The sequence below is a fragment of the Bacillus cereus group sp. BfR-BA-01453 genome (assembly GCF_022662915.1).
Classification (GTDB): Bacteria; Bacillota; Bacilli; order Bacillales; family Bacillaceae_G; genus Bacillus_A; species Bacillus_A paranthracis.
This window is the reverse complement of record NZ_JAKUEN010000011.1, coordinates 73,979-87,949: the sequence shown is the minus strand read 5'-3', so window position 1 is coordinate 87,949 and position 13,971 is coordinate 73,979. Positions and strand designations below refer to the sequence as shown.

The window sequence follows — 13,971 nt, the reverse complement described above, 5'->3', positions numbered from 1 at the left end:
AAAGAAGACATCAATTAAGATGTCTTCTTTTACTTGTACAATCCAAATGATGTTAAGAAGGTATATCCATATTGCTTTAAAAATAAGAAGAAAATAACGATTGTCGACTCCTTTTTTAGTATAGCATGTAATAATGGAATTTTATATGTAATATTGCATATATATAGATTATAAAATTTTTATGTTATATATTTTAGTTGTCTGTTATTTGTTTTAATTCATTTACTTATATTATTTTTTGAGCGCCCCAGTTATGGGGCCTTTTTTTATAATTGTTTTAAAGCAGAAACCCCTCAAGCATAGTGAGGGGTTACATGACTAGGGAAATGAATGATTATTAGTGTTTAATGAGCTGAAGTTCAGGATATTGCTTCTGAATTTCTTCTAAATGATTTTCGTTTATCCCTTTTAAATTTTGATCAAAGAAGCTAGTTACTAGTTTATTAATGAGTGTATAATTTGCGGCTACATCTTCGTCTGGTTCATTAATAATAGGTGAAAATGCTGCTAAATCTGTAAAACTATTATGATTTGTTTTTGGAATTACAACTGTGTACGCGCCAGGTTTTTCAATCGTTTTATTTCTTAAATAGGATATTTCAAACAATTCATCTTGGATTCCACCTGTCTTTTGATTCTCCGCTTCTTTCATATACTGAATGGTAGCTTCAGCATTCATCAACATGAATGGTTTCTGAGGGCCGTCTTTAGGCATTGGATCTCCATACAATCCGCCGTCCATATCAATTGCAGCTTGAATACGATTATCCTTTACTAACATTTGTGCGGCAGTTGCTCCTCCATAAGAGTGACCTAACATGCCGATTTTGTCATCGTCAATTAAATTTGCAATGGCTGTAAAGTTTTTATCAAAATTGCCTTTTATTACTTCGTTTAAAACAAAAGTAGTATCCTGTTCCCAATTTCGAACCATGTTATTTAAAGCGTTAGGTGTAAATTCAATTGGTACGGAATCTATACGTTTTCCATTAGGGAAAATCGTTGTTGCTGCGTATCCTGTGAAATTAAGAGCGATTACTACATAACCTTGACTAGCTAATTCTTCTAACTGGAATGTATTTTGTTGCCCGTATAATTCCATACCATGGCCGAATAAAAGAAGGGGGAATTTTTCCTTAATTTGAAGTGGTTTAGCATCTTGATAAGAATGTGTTTTTGTCAGACCTAAATGTGTCGTTACGATATAGGGAGCACCTTTTGTTACACCCAATTGTTCAGCGAGGGCGTCTATGTTCTCAAAGTAGGCAGAAGGTTTCCCGGATCCTTTTTCGGCAGGATAGTACACTTGTATCATTAGTTCGCGATTTCCGTGGCTACTGGGTACAATGGTTTCTTTTCGATTTGTATCAATTAAATGAAAAGCTTTCGTTCCTACTGTATATTTTCCGGTAGGCTCTGGGAGTGTTATGATCGGAAAAAGTAAGGGTAACGCAAACATTACAATAGCAGTTACGATAATTCCTAACCCTTTTAAAATTTTCATCACTAACTTTTTAGAAAGAGCTGTAGTTTTTGGTTTCAAAAAAACTTGTAATGTTAAAATGAACAATAAGAAATAGGTGGGGATCATACGCCAGTTTGCGCCAATTACAATGATGGTGGCAAATAAGAATGCATAATTGATTAGTAAAATGACTATATTTTTTTTCGTCAAACCACGTTCGATAAAGATGGGAGTGATGCTAGATGCAAGCAATACAGCAACAAAAATGATTTCTAACATTTTCAGATTTTAGCTCCTTTCCAAATCACGTTGTAATAGATTGATAATTTACAACCTTCTCAATTATATAACTATCATTGGTGATTGTATGCATGTAAGTAAGTTTAGAATGTTTTTACATGACATTTTAAAAAAAGTACTCATACGAGTACTTTTTTTAATGAATTATTATTTATTTTTAAACCGTTCCCCACAAATGATAAACCATACCGATAACAAAAAATGCTAGTCCTACAAATAAAACGATTAAAGCAAGTATTCCGTTTTTATTATGTTCCATACAGTCAGCTCCTTTTTAGTTATATACAAAAAAGCCTTTAGTCGTAATTATGGCTAAAGGCTTTGATCTTCATACTTTATAGTTAATAAAAAAGTTGTACTTCTGTATGAATTTGGAATATTATTATTTAAAGAGTAGGTGATGAGTACATGCAGGAAACAAAACAATTCCCGCTTATATCTGGAAATCTCTCATTAGATTTAGTGAATACAGAGTTAGTTAGGCGTGGACAACGTTATGATTTATTAATAACGGATGAAGATGTATTAGAATGGCTACATGTAATAAAGGTTAATCTGCCTTTTTGGAATGAAAAAACACTTATAGAAATTCAAGAGCGAATGGATCAAGTTACATCTAGCATATTAGAGGCAAGAGAAGTACTGAGAAAACAGTTTGAGGCAATTGCTGATCAGCACGAAATTTCTAATGATTTTATTACGTATTTAGAACAACAAATTGAGAAGGCACCCTTTACATATAAAGTCATTGAACAACGTCTAGTACCTGTCCCAGTTGGAGAAATTGAGGATGTACTCGCATCGTTAATTGCATTTGATGCTTTAACGTTAATAGCAGAAAATAAGCTTATTTTCCTTAAAAGGTGTTCAAACCCTGACTGTGTTTTATTATTTATAGATAAAAGTGGAAAACGAAAATGGTGTTCTATGAAAATATGTGGGAACCGAAAAAAGGTAGCAAAATTCCAGAATCGAAAATGTGAAGAAGTTTAGGGAATCAACTTATAGAAGTTGATTCTTTTTTGTATTTTAAAACTAACCATTAAAAATGTAATTTACAGGTTAGTATATTTAGATTATAATTGTTGGTAAATAAAGGAGGAGAATGATGGATAATATAACAGCAGCTAAGCAGAAAGAGGCTCCATCAATAAGTGTACGATATTTTTCAAAAATGAAAGGGAAAGGAAGAAGTCCGTTACAAGTGAACATAAAGGACTCTTTGACGGGACTATTAGGAGGATTTTTAACAATTCTCACCTTAACATATTTAACGAGTATAACTGCTACAGAATTGTTAATGGCTCCATTTGGGGCGAGTTGTGTATTAGCGTTTGGAGTTTGGAATGCACCGTTATCACAGCCGCGTAATATTATTGGAGGGCATTTAATTTCAACTTTCATTGGTCTATCAATATATCATTTGTTTGGGAATGAATATTGGACAATTGCTTTAGCAGTTGGGATGTCGATTGCTATTATGATGCTAACAAGAACAACGCATCCTCCGGCAGGGGCTGATCCAATTGTCGTTATTTTAGGAGCATACAGTTGGAGTTATTTAGTAACGCCAGTTTTAGTTGGTTCTCTTGTTATTGTAGTTATTGCTTTATTTATTAATAATATGAGTAGTAAAAGGAGCTATCCAACTTTTTGGATATAGTTTGTGAAGTGAAAAACAATTTGAGTAAGTATTTCATTTTTATATAGAAAAAAGCCTTTAGTCGTAATTATGACTAAAGACTCCATTTCTCAAATTTTTTAAATTAAAGAGAAAAGACACCTTAAGGCGCTTTCCTCCGACTTGAACCATCTTAATTTTAATAATATGTATTGGACTCCCATCCGAAGATTATTTTACCCCCAGAACGAAAAATTGTGCTTACTTGTAATAAAAATCTCATTTTTTCGTTTTGGGGTGTTATAAAATCTTGAAGTTGATGGGCATAGGGTGGGACCCAAAACAGTACAATTTTATTTCAAAGACACAACGATCTTACTACACACTTTTATTTATCCCACACTCTCATCTGCTAGTATTACTATTTTTTATTACTAATGTTGCCGTTACACTCGGATGGCTAAGAGGAAAATGATGGCCATATGGAACAAAATCAATCTTACCAACATGCGATGGAGCAGAATATGCTCTGTCATAACCCCCCCAGATAATGTGAAGATTATACTTTGTTACTTCATTGAAATCACCTTGATCGTTTTTCAGTAGTAAACTGTTAAGCTGAACCGTAGTATTTAAAATTCTAGGAGAAGTAAAACTTTTACTTATCTTTTCAATATAATGTTCAGGGATGCTCTCTATACTTTCAAACAAACCATTACTTAATAAGTATCGCTCTATGAAATTAGTAGTTGCCAGTTTTAATGTCCATTTGTTCATAAATTGAGGAACATTTAGCGATTTAGCATTTTTTTTAACAACAGGTGGCTGAAGTAAAGTGATTGCATACTTCTTATCTATGTACTGTTGTACCAATGCTTCCAGAAGAATAAATGCACCGAATGAATGACCAATTAGATGTGCACCATTAGTAGCTTTCTCCAATAACTTTTTCACTACATTCAAATAGATATCTAGAAGATTTTTATCTCGTTTAAAAGGAGAACGCCCCAAACCTGGAAGATCCAAGATCCATACAGGTTGACCAGTTTTTTCATGAAGCTCTTGTGCTAAAGGAAATAAATCCTCTCCATCACTCAATAAACCATGTAATAAAATAAACGGTTTACCCTCTCCTTGTAATTGGTAAAGGGTAGTGTTATCGCATAATGTTCGTTTAAATAAATGATTATGCTGGCCATTTTGATATATCATTCGATAGTCCAGATCTGCTACTACAGCAGGGAGAAATTTCATTACACTCGTCTTCTTAAACCAATCCTCTCCCATAATTTTTTTCGCTGAAACATTTGAAAATTTTCGTTTTGTAATAAAATTCAGTCCATCAGAAGGAATTTTTGTTATTTTACTTACTCCACTATTCATAATTGTTTTCATAAGCGGCATTGGAACCGAGATTTTTGGTGCCCTCATATTCATACTTTCCGACATAATACTTAATAATTCAGCAATGTTCTGATCGTGCTGTTTGTCTTCAACAAGTGTATATGTTTGGATAGTCGGTTGCTCCAACCTGAAAACCTGCACAATAAACTTCGCAAACTCATCGTTTGAAATAAGTGGTAACCTATATCCCTTACCTCCAGGAATCACTGGCATGAGCCCTCTTCGCATACTCATCACAAGCAAACCTAATCCTGCTATCTGCTCTGTACTCCCTGTTTTACTACTACCGACTACAGTTGGCGGATTAATTATAGAAAGCGGATAACCTATTGCTGATGCCTGCTGACGGATATAAAGATCTGCTAAAAATTTTGTTCTCTCATATGGATTTTTTATTTTCAAATAACTGTTTCCTTCTTGAAACACATCAATTGCAATGTTGCTATTTTTATCATCAAAGGGACTCATATAACCTACAACATGAATAAATTGTTGCAAGCCCTTCAATTGATGAATACTTTTAGCTAATTCACTAATATGTTTCGCGCCATTTAAAAATACGGAAGCTGCCTCATTACTTGTCGCTTGAATATCCATGGGGCCTCCTGCGTGAATAATCACATCCGTTTCCAACACCCTCTCCTTATCTTCAGCACTTAGACCTAAATCTATTTTCGTTAAATCACCTTCAATAAAGTGCATAACTGCCTTTTTTAAGCTGCCTCTTTCTTGAAAAAGGCGTATTGCTTTACTTTTCGACCTCACTAAAAGAAGAATTTTAACATCCTCTTTGGCTAATTCTTTCACTAATTGCTTTCCAATAAAGCCTGTTCCACCAGTTAAAAATACTGTTCTCATATAAAATCCCCCTTTTAGTACTACTTAGTACTAATTTGATGTAAAAAAAATGCTTCTTTTATCGAAGCAATTTTAAAAAATGATCTGCTGTTTTCGTGATTACAGTTGCATCCTTCAATGTTTCTGAAATAAATAACGCTCCTTCAAGATTTGTAATAAAAAGTGATGCAACCTCATCAATATGAATCGTATTTCTGAATTCTCCATTCTCTACCCCTTGTTTAAGTAATAGAGAAACTTTCTCTTGTAATCCTGTAAAAAAAAGACCTATTTTTTCTTTTATTTGCGTGGCCTGTGTAGGACTTTGAATATAAAGAGTAATAAATGGACAGCTCCCTTTATACTCTCTCGACTGAACTCCTTGTGATAATTGCTTTAAAAACAGTTGAATACGATCTTCAACTAAAAATTGGTTCTGAGAAAGTACGTCATCAATTGCAGATTGATACATTTCAATCCAATAATCAACGACTCCTTCTAATAATTGTTCCTTATTAGAAAAGTGATAATACACATTCGACTTTGAAACTTTGCTTACACGTACTAATTCATCCATACTTGTATAAGCAAACCCTTTTTCTAAAAATAATGTTGCAGCTACTTCAATCACACGTTTTTGATTCATTAATTTTACCTTTGTCATAACTAGAACTATATAGTACTAATTTAAATATTGCAAGTATTTATGTTAATTTTAAAAAAATTTTGATTAAAAAATTTCCACCAACATTGATTTTACTGCAAAAAAATCTTATTTTGAATAAAGTTGAACTGAACCCCGAAATTGTTCATTTACTATCGTCTAATAAGGGGTCACCATGCATGTCCATCAACTTAAGAAAATAATGCCCGGCTTCTCAGAATAACTATCTGTAGAGAAAGAAAATTTTAATTTAGGGGGATATGAAAATATTAGCTTGATGGTGATGGAGTATTACCAACGAGTCGCTTAGAATTGTAAATCTGTCTTTTCATAATCCTACTCCATAAAGAAAAGACACCCTAAAGTGCCTTTTATCAATTTGAATTATTTATTGTATATAATCAATATTCGCTAGCATAAAACTCTTTTATTAGCTTTATTTCGTTTGTATCCGGATCAAACTTAAATATTTTAATTTGATTAGATTCGTCTTTATAGGCAAATGTATGATCGCCAATTTGGGTCATATTACTAGTGTTTAACATAGGATCGCTACTATGGTCAGTGATTTCTACAGGTTTCTCACGGTCCCAAAATGCGATGACGATAATTAAGATGATAAGGCATATACGTATGTTACGTAATTCTCTTGCAACAGGATGTTCCATTTGATAGTCTCCTTTATCATGTAATAGATTTTGTGTCTAAAAGAGATAAATCCTTAGAATATAAATAAAAAAGACACTGTAAAAAGTGTCTTTTTTATTTGAGTTATGCGCATTGCTTAATAAGACGCTAGTTCCTCAATCGGAATATGAGTAACTATGTAGGGTAATTTTATTATAACATTTTAACCAGTAATGGGTCTATATGGAATTTTTGTAATGATTATGTTTATTTATTCAAAATGATAGATGTATCATGCCAGAGAGATCGGAATTTAATCAATGAAAAACAGTGGAAAAGGCAAATGGCATACTTTATTCCGTGTTATAGGAATGGATAGAGATCGATTTCCCTTTACACAAACATAACGGTATAATATAGTTAAGTTAAGTTAACTTAACTATTAAACGAAACAAAATAACAGCATGGAGGAAGAGTGCTATGACGAGAACTTATAAAGAAATAATTAATGAAATGAACCGAGCCTATAATGAATTCTACATTTTACTATTTCAGGAGTTGAAAGATGAGTACGGTCTTACAGGACAGCAAGAGAGCATGTTATTTCATATTCATTTAAATGAAAACACGACAGCAAATCACATTGCGACTACTTTTAATATATCGAAAAGTGCTGTGAGTCAAGTTTTATCGAAATTGGAAAAGCAGAAGATGATTTCAAAGCAAGTTAATCCGAATAATAAAAGGGAGTATTTCCTTACACTTGGTCCAAACGGTAGTAAGTATATGGAGCAGTTGTCTGAGTTAGATGATGTATTAATTGAGAAGTATTTTTCAAAAATCGATATCGGTGCTTTAGAACAAATGACGGATACGCTAAAGAACATAAATAAAGTGATATTGGAAGAAAAACAGAAGGATCTTGAGTCTAATGAGTGAGAATGAAGATGAAGCAATTAGTAGAAAGGAGGCGAAGCGTGTGATGAGTTACATACCAAATATGATGACGATAGCAAACTTTGTGTGTGGACTTTTGGCTATTCACGCTGTTTTCGTTCACGATATGTATGGTGCAGTCATGTTCATTATTACAGGTATGGTATTTGATTGGTTTGATGGCATGGTTGCTCGGAAAATGGATGCTGTTTCGGAAATTGGCGGAGAGTTAGACTCATTTGCAGATTTAGTTACTTTTGGCGTAGCGCCATCTATTCTTGCCTATAGTGTCGCTTTAAAAGATTTGCAATCTATTGGGATGATATGTGCGCTCGCTTACAGTATTTGCGGAATGCTTCGACTTGCGAGATTTAACACGCAGCAAAGCAAACTCCCAACATTCATCGGAATGCCCATTCCATTTGCGGCAATGTGTCTCCTCATTTTATGCCTCTTAAATAACCCAGTTTCCGTGGCATTTGGCACATGCGTACTTGCTTATTTAATGGTGAGCAAAATCAAATTCCCCCATTTTAAAAAAGAGATATCGGAAAGCTTGAAGTCCGAAAGATGGGATTAATAGGAAAGATAAGGAGCATAACATGATTCGTATGGCATTAAGATCATTCAACATGCAAATATATTGTTTGCTAGGCGTGATGTTACTGGGATGGTTGATGACACCTTTTCGAGCCCAGTTTGTAGGGATAAGCATCGGCCTTTTAGTTAGTATGTACTGCGCCTGGATTTTAGGAAGACGTATCGAAAAGTTCGGAAATAGCATCGTAAAAAAAGAAAAAGCACCGATGCTTGGAATGATAAATCGGTTCGCAGCTGCCATACTCGGTGCGATTATTATGTATGAAATTGAACACCGTGAGTACATGTGGACATTTGCTGCTGGAATTATGGGTGGGTATTTCTTGGTTATTATTAATTTGGGGTATTATAGTATGAGGGATGAGAAGGAATAGATTAGTACACTTTAATTAGAAATTAATATCCGCCTCAAGCATGGAAAGATATATTTGAGGCGGATTATTAACACTTACAATAAAATCAATACAATTCCCCGAAAACAAAACAGTGAAAGCAAGTACTCCATTTTGAGTCTGCTCTATAAAACTAGCTCTTCTTATTTTTTATTTTTTTAAACATAAATTTGTAAATTAACCATGTAATAATTATTACCACAGGAGTAATTAAAGCACCGTTAAACATTTTTTTTGATATGTATAACATATTTAAAATTAATAAAGAAATTATTGTAATAATCATATTATATTTTGAAAAGATTTCTACAAATTTAGAATGTGCAAATAACTTTTTGTATATAAAGTAAAAGATTACAAAAAGGATTGTTGTTACTAAACTAAAAACACTAATTTGAAGATAAAATATGACTATTAAATTTGTTATTGCTATTATCATTAACCAAAAAATTATAAAAAAATTAGATAAAACTTCTACACTTACTAATAGAGCTCCTAGCGTTGCAATAAAAGCAGCAATTTTATTTGAGGAATCACCTTTGTTATGAGAAGAATTTTTTCTATTCATGAATAAAAATCAGCTCCAATTTTCTTTATCCCCTTTAAAATAGATAATCATTTGTATATGAAAAAATCCATATATAAATGATTATCTATTTTATATTATCAGAATTTTATTTTGTGTGGAATTGTATTATGTGATTGCTAGGCTCTTTTACCTAGGTACAAGGTGAAAATTTAAGAAAAATTTTATATTTACCCCACTTTTTATTTTAAAAGTTTTTCCTATCCTATAAACAAGTTACATCAAGGAGGAGACTGAAAATGAAGAAGTGGGGATTTTTTATTTTTCATATATTCCTTATATTCGAAGACAAAGTAGAAGATTAAATATATGAACAAAGTACCGATTCTTAAACTATGTTCTAAATAATAGATGAAAATGTAAAGTTAGGGGATTCCACATGCATACAGGAGTTTTAATGAGTTATTTGTATACTTATTTTTTTACAATTATGTTTTGTATTGTATTTCAAATTGGATTTTATTTTAAAGCGAAAAACAATATATCTATTCGGCATTTTTTATGGGTATATGTTTTTCTATTCTACCTTTCGTTAGTGTATAAGGTGACGCAGATCGCGACTATATGGGATATAAGTAGATATGAAACGTGGATTCGTGTAAATCAAATCAATTTGACTCTATTTGATACGGCAGGTAGTACTACGTATCTTTTAAATATTGTACTGTTTATGCCATTCGGTTTTTTATTGCCGACTATTTGGCCGCAGTTTAGAAAAATGAAAAACACCGTATGTGCAGGATTCTTTTTTTCATTGGCAATTGAGTTAAATCAATTACTAAATAATAGAATTACAGATATTGATGATTTATTTACAAACACCCTAGGGGCGATTATTGGGTATTTATTATATAGAGCTTTTAAAATGATATGTAAAAGAGAGGGGGAAAAGCTTGATACCAGCTCTTCTCTAGTTATAAAATATGAAGCTGTTTTTTGTTTAGTTTGTTCATTTGTAGGTGCGATGTTAATTTATTATCCAATTTTATTTGGAAGACCTGTAATTCTCCAATGAGATGTGTGATCTCGTTTATAAAATGATTCTCGTTCTCCACACCCAAACACAGTAAAATGTGAATGATGCATTCTCTTTTTCTAACTTAATAGATATAGTTTATGTATTACATGATAGGTAGGTGTAAAGGTGTTACATGTTCAATTATCTCAATACTTACTAAAAGAATCAAAACCAGCTCTTCATACAGATGAAAAACGAGTGTATATGTTAAAAGATGAAGGATTATCGCCGTATCCTATTTATTTAAATCACCCTAGTATGATAGGAGTGGGGACGAATTGGAATCAGCATACAGGATTCGAAGAAATCGTTAAAGGATTTATGAGTACACATAACAAATTTCCTATGTATATGCTATTTGAAACTTATTTATGTAGAGACTTTATTGAAGGGTTTTTAGAAGAGAATAAACTTCATTTTGAGCTAGTTTTTACTAATAAGAAAAAGGATACGAGCTTTTTTAAAGTGTGCATTACCAATGGTGATGATATAACTACACTTATGAAGTATTTCTTTCAATCAGCACAAGATTCTCTCTATACGTTATTAAGCTATTCAACAGACTGTAAGATTATCAGTAATCGTACTGGTGAGATTGAAATAAAGACTGACAGTTTCTATCCAAGCTTTTCATTTATGTATGATGCGCAAGAATTATTTATTATTGGTGGAGAAGAAAAATGGTCTGATATCCATTATATAAAAAGATTTTTCTATCTTGAGCAGATTACAGATGAGCTAATTATTGATTTAAGAAAATGAGAGACGAGAGAGAATAAATGAAAAACCCCTCAAGTATAGAACGACATACTTGAGGGGTTTTATGTATGAAGAAGGGCCTTGTATCATATATTTTATTCGTCGCTACATGTAAGTCATTCGGTTTATAAAAACAATGTGTTGAATAAATCAGTAAAGAAGGCTTTTCTATTTTTCCCTAGAATGAACAGTAATGTATAATCTAATTCCTTCATGTAATAAGGAGGCAGTAAAATTTGAACAGGAAAATTTGGTATGTATTTACTTGTTTTGCTCTTTTAGTATCTAGTTATATTGTTGTCCAATATTTTATTATGGATGGATTTCAAACAGGGCTTGTAAAAGCGAAGCTTATGTTTGGATCTAAATTAAGTGCGTTCTGGTATATGATGCTATTTATACATATTACAACTAGTATAGTAGCATTAGTAATTGGTCCGTTTACATTATCCACTAAATTTAGAGAAAGGAATATCAACCGTCATCGAATAGCTGGGAGAATCTATATGGTTGGTATATTATTAGGCGGCGTTTCTGGACTATATCTATCCTTTTATGCTACGGGAGGATTGGTAGCGAAGCTAGGTTTCGGTTTGTTATCCGTACTTTGGCTAACATCAGCATATGAAGCATTACATAGAGTTAAGAATAAAAAAATGAAAGAGCATCGGAATTGGATGATTAGAAATTATGCTTTAACCTTTGCGGCAGTTACATTAAGAATTTGGCTACCTTTGTTTATCGTTCTATTTGGGATAGAACATTTTGAACTTAGTTACGCTATTATTGCTTGGTTAGCATGGGTACCTAATTTAATTGTTGCAGAATTATTCATAAGAAAAAGGCTTAATAAAGGAAAATACGAAGGAAATGAGGATTTACATTTTTGATGTAAATTTGCTGTAATATTGAGTGCAGAATTCTTCAGTAATTGAATTTTTCTCATAGCTGAATTACGTACAAAAATAGGCTGGCCAATTGAAGCCATCCTATTTTTATCTATATTACCAACTAGCAGTTTCCGTATTTTCTTTCAACCACTTCACCCAGTTCAAGTCCTCTACCTTAAGTAAACTTAAAGAAACACCCTTCATATCTAAAGAAGTTAGTAGCGTACCAACTTTTACGAATGTAATCTGTAACCCTTCCAGTTCACATAAACGGCGAATGTCATTTGCGAAAATGTATTGCTCCATTAATGGCGTCGCTCCGAGTCCGTTAATGAGAATGGCGAAGTTGTCACCTTTTCTCCAGCGGTAAATGCTTTTTAATTTGTTCATTAGTTCGATTGCTAATATTTCAGAAGAGGATAGTGCTTCTTTACGGTAACCTTTTTCGCCGTGGATACCGACCCCATAAAATACTTCATCTTCGTTTAATGTGAATGAAGCTTTTCCTTTCACTGGATCATTCGCAGGTGAAAGGGCGACTCCTAATGTGTGTAAGTTTTCGGTGATAGAATGGCCGAGTGTTGTTAGTTCTTCTAAAGAATGACCTTCAAGAGCAGCCGCACCAAGTATTTTTTGAACGAAAACAGTACCAGCAACGCCGCGTCTTCTTTTATTAAAAGAAGCATCATCTTCAATTGAAACATCGTCATTTACGATGATGTGTTCAATTTTTCTTCCTTCTTCTTTAGCGATTTGCTTTGCCGCTAAAAATTTCTGAACATCATCTTTAAAGTTTTTAATGATGAATAAAATGCTTTTCTCCTTCGGTATGAGGTGAATTGCCGCCACAATTTGTTCCACTGTAGGCGGAGTGAAAATACTGCCGTTTACTGCAGCCGTAAGCATTCCTTTTCCTACATAACCAATATCAGCAGGTTCATGTCCGCTACCACCACCGCTTATAATAGCGACGTCTTGCGTCATTTTTTCGATATCTTTTACATAAATGATGTTATTTGTTTCGTCGTAATTTACTTTGTCGTTATGTTCAAAATAAAAGCCATGCAGCATATCTTGAACGATATTTTGTACATCATTCATAATCTTTTTCATTGCTTTTGCCACCCTTTAATTACTTTGCTGATTGCTCCAGTAATAGTAGTAATTGATTGTTTATCATATTTTTCATAAGAGAAGACATAATGGACGGATCTACTTCGCACTTACTTTCAATCCAATCTTTTATCGTTCCAACGAAGCCGTGACTATAAAAGGAGGCAATCGTATTTTTCGTCTCATCAGAAAGGCTGAATCCACAGCTCACAGATAGTTCATCAATAATCTTCATATATAAGTTTTTTGTATGCTCAAATAAATAGTGATTAAACGAGTTTTGTTCAATGACTTTAAAAGCATTTCGGTAAAATTTTTGATTTTCATAAAAGTAATCAAATAATAAATCAAAAATGTTTTCCCATGTTTCATAGTCGAGAAAGTCAATAATGTTTTCTTTCGTTTCTTCTCTATAAATCCAGCTTAATAGTTCAAATTTATCTTTAAAATGGTAATAAAAAGTTTGCCTACGCATTTGACAGTGTAACATAATATCGCTTACTGATATTTTATGAAACGACTCTGTTTCCATTAAATACTTCAATGAGTTCGCGATTATCTTTTTAGAAATTATAGAAGAGGTCATCTCAATCATCCCTAGAATGTTAGTAATATGAAAATCCTACCTACAAATGAGAGCGTTGTCTTTAGACAGATTGTCCATTTTGTCCGTTTACTATAAAACGCTTTCATTTTAACATGGATAGTAAGAAGAAGATTTCAAATATATCACAATATATTAAAGGAATTGAGGGAGAA

15 protein-coding genes are annotated in these 13,971 nt (G+C 32.8%); 8 read left to right on the top strand and 7 right to left on the bottom strand.

The genetic code is table 11. From position 1 onward, the window contains the following. Positions 1 to 337: 337 nt before the first annotated feature. The gene (locus MR070_RS19830; protein WP_242261865.1) at positions 338 to 1,744 is read right to left on the bottom strand and encodes an alpha/beta hydrolase family protein; all 1,407 of its coding nucleotides are present in this window, start codon (positions 1,742 to 1,744) and stop codon (positions 338 to 340) included. Positions 1,745 to 2,173: 429 nt separating this feature from the next. On the opposite strand from MR070_RS19830, the gene MR070_RS19825 reads away from it, so the two are divergent. Both MR070_RS19825 and MR070_RS19820 read left to right on the top strand, forming a co-directional pair. Beyond that, positions 2,174 to 2,758 carry a CGNR zinc finger domain-containing protein gene (locus MR070_RS19825; protein WP_242261864.1) on the top strand — a complete coding sequence of 195 codons (585 nt, stop codon included), beginning with the start codon at positions 2,174 to 2,176 and terminating at the stop codon, positions 2,756 to 2,758. Between the two features lie 115 nt (positions 2,759 to 2,873). Then, complete coding sequence (locus MR070_RS19820; RefSeq protein ID WP_242261863.1) at positions 2,874 to 3,428, top strand: HPP family protein; 555 nt, start codon at positions 2,874 to 2,876, stop codon at positions 3,426 to 3,428. A gap of 363 nt (positions 3,429 to 3,791) precedes the next feature. Here MR070_RS19820 and MR070_RS19815 read toward each other — a convergent pair whose 3' ends face one another. The 3 genes from MR070_RS19815 to MR070_RS19805 all read right to left on the bottom strand — a co-directional run bounded on the left by MR070_RS19815 (position 3,792) and on the right by MR070_RS19805 (position 6,959). Further along, entirely contained in the window at positions 3,792 to 5,648 is a 1,857-nt protein-coding gene (locus MR070_RS19815; RefSeq protein ID WP_242261862.1) for an alpha/beta fold hydrolase, read from the bottom strand. A 58-nt stretch (positions 5,649 to 5,706) separates the two neighbouring features. After that, entirely contained in the window at positions 5,707 to 6,273 is a 567-nt protein-coding gene (locus MR070_RS19810) for a TetR/AcrR family transcriptional regulator (protein ID WP_001072300.1), read from the bottom strand. A gap of 419 nt (positions 6,274 to 6,692) precedes the next feature. Continuing rightward, the gene (locus tag MR070_RS19805; RefSeq protein WP_000400975.1) at positions 6,693 to 6,959 is read right to left on the bottom strand and encodes a YmzC family protein; all 267 of its coding nucleotides are present in this window, start codon (positions 6,957 to 6,959) and stop codon (positions 6,693 to 6,695) included. 439 nt (positions 6,960 to 7,398) lie between these two features. Here MR070_RS19805 and MR070_RS19800 point away from each other — a divergent pair, with 439 nt between their 5' ends. The 3 genes from MR070_RS19800 to MR070_RS19790 are packed head-to-tail and all read left to right on the top strand — an operon-like array spanning position 7,399 to position 8,828. Then, a complete protein-coding gene (locus tag MR070_RS19800) occupies positions 7,399 to 7,857 on the top strand; it encodes a MarR family winged helix-turn-helix transcriptional regulator (RefSeq protein WP_139895670.1) in 459 nt (152 codons plus the stop codon). Next, positions 7,850 to 8,434, top strand: coding sequence for a CDP-diacylglycerol--serine O-phosphatidyltransferase (gene pssA / locus MR070_RS19795; RefSeq protein ID WP_242261861.1), 585 nt, complete (start codon positions 7,850 to 7,852; stop codon positions 8,432 to 8,434). The genes MR070_RS19800 and pssA overlap by 8 nt, the downstream gene beginning before the upstream one ends. Positions 8,435 to 8,456: 22 nt before the next feature. After that, a complete protein-coding gene (locus MR070_RS19790) occupies positions 8,457 to 8,828 on the top strand; it encodes an ATP synthase subunit I (protein ID WP_242261860.1) in 372 nt (123 codons plus the stop codon). 151 nt (positions 8,829 to 8,979) lie between these two features. On the opposite strand, the gene MR070_RS19785 is transcribed toward MR070_RS19790, so the two are convergent. Then, the gene (locus MR070_RS19785) at positions 8,980 to 9,414 is read right to left on the bottom strand and encodes a hypothetical protein (RefSeq protein WP_001080454.1); all 435 of its coding nucleotides are present in this window, start codon (positions 9,412 to 9,414) and stop codon (positions 8,980 to 8,982) included. A gap of 397 nt (positions 9,415 to 9,811) precedes the next feature. Here MR070_RS19785 and MR070_RS19780 point away from each other — a divergent pair, with 397 nt between their 5' ends. From MR070_RS19780 to MR070_RS19770, 3 genes are all read left to right on the top strand, one after another. Next, the gene (locus MR070_RS19780) at positions 9,812 to 10,447 is read left to right on the top strand and encodes a VanZ family protein (RefSeq protein ID WP_139895667.1); all 636 of its coding nucleotides are present in this window, start codon (positions 9,812 to 9,814) and stop codon (positions 10,445 to 10,447) included. 129 nt (positions 10,448 to 10,576) lie between these two features. Then, positions 10,577 to 11,212, top strand: a complete 636-nt coding sequence (locus tag MR070_RS19775) for a hypothetical protein (protein WP_242261859.1) — start codon at positions 10,577 to 10,579, stop codon at positions 11,210 to 11,212. A gap of 233 nt (positions 11,213 to 11,445) precedes the next feature. Then, positions 11,446 to 12,099, top strand: coding sequence for a DUF2306 domain-containing protein (locus MR070_RS19770; protein WP_242261858.1), 654 nt, complete (start codon positions 11,446 to 11,448; stop codon positions 12,097 to 12,099). Positions 12,100 to 12,213: 114 nt separating this feature from the next. Here MR070_RS19770 and dhaQ read toward each other — a convergent pair whose 3' ends face one another. Both dhaQ and dhaS read right to left on the bottom strand, forming a co-directional pair. Further along, on the bottom strand, positions 12,214 to 13,212 hold the full coding sequence (gene dhaQ / locus MR070_RS19765; protein ID WP_242261857.1) for a DhaKLM operon coactivator DhaQ: 999 nt from the start codon (positions 13,210 to 13,212) through the stop codon (positions 12,214 to 12,216). A gap of 19 nt (positions 13,213 to 13,231) precedes the next feature. Beyond that, the gene (dhaS, locus tag MR070_RS19760) at positions 13,232 to 13,798 is read right to left on the bottom strand and encodes a dihydroxyacetone kinase transcriptional activator DhaS (protein ID WP_000204220.1); all 567 of its coding nucleotides are present in this window, start codon (positions 13,796 to 13,798) and stop codon (positions 13,232 to 13,234) included. Positions 13,799 to 13,971: the final 173 nt, after the last annotated feature.

What these genes read in the sequence shown, in the direction of transcription:
- MR070_RS19830 (WP_242261865.1), bottom strand. Translation starts at nt 1,744, where the DNA reads ATGTTAGAAATCATTTTTGTTGCTGTATTGCTTGCATCTAGCATCACT.
- MR070_RS19825 (WP_242261864.1), top strand. Translation starts at nt 2,174, where the DNA reads ATGCAGGAAACAAAACAATTCCCGCTTATATCTGGAAATCTCTCATTA.
- MR070_RS19820 (WP_242261863.1), top strand. Translation starts at nt 2,874, where the DNA reads ATGGATAATATAACAGCAGCTAAGCAGAAAGAGGCTCCATCAATAAGT.
- MR070_RS19815 (WP_242261862.1), bottom strand. Translation starts at nt 5,648, where the DNA reads ATGAGAACAGTATTTTTAACTGGTGGAACAGGCTTTATTGGAAAGCAA.
- MR070_RS19810 (WP_001072300.1), bottom strand. Translation starts at nt 6,273, where the DNA reads ATGAATCAAAAACGTGTGATTGAAGTAGCTGCAACATTATTTTTAGAA.
- MR070_RS19805 (WP_000400975.1), bottom strand. Translation starts at nt 6,959, where the DNA reads ATGGAACATCCTGTTGCAAGAGAATTACGTAACATACGTATATGCCTT.
- MR070_RS19800 (WP_139895670.1), top strand. Translation starts at nt 7,399, where the DNA reads ATGACGAGAACTTATAAAGAAATAATTAATGAAATGAACCGAGCCTAT.
- pssA (WP_242261861.1), top strand. Translation starts at nt 7,850, where the DNA reads ATGAGTGAGAATGAAGATGAAGCAATTAGTAGAAAGGAGGCGAAGCGT.
- MR070_RS19790 (WP_242261860.1), top strand. Translation starts at nt 8,457, where the DNA reads ATGATTCGTATGGCATTAAGATCATTCAACATGCAAATATATTGTTTG.
- MR070_RS19785 (WP_001080454.1), bottom strand. Translation starts at nt 9,414, where the DNA reads ATGAATAGAAAAAATTCTTCTCATAACAAAGGTGATTCCTCAAATAAA.
- MR070_RS19780 (WP_139895667.1), top strand. Translation starts at nt 9,812, where the DNA reads ATGCATACAGGAGTTTTAATGAGTTATTTGTATACTTATTTTTTTACA.
- dhaQ (WP_242261857.1), bottom strand. Translation starts at nt 13,212, where the DNA reads ATGAAAAAGATTATGAATGATGTACAAAATATCGTTCAAGATATGCTG.
- dhaS (WP_000204220.1), bottom strand. Translation starts at nt 13,798, where the DNA reads ATGACCTCTTCTATAATTTCTAAAAAGATAATCGCGAACTCATTGAAG.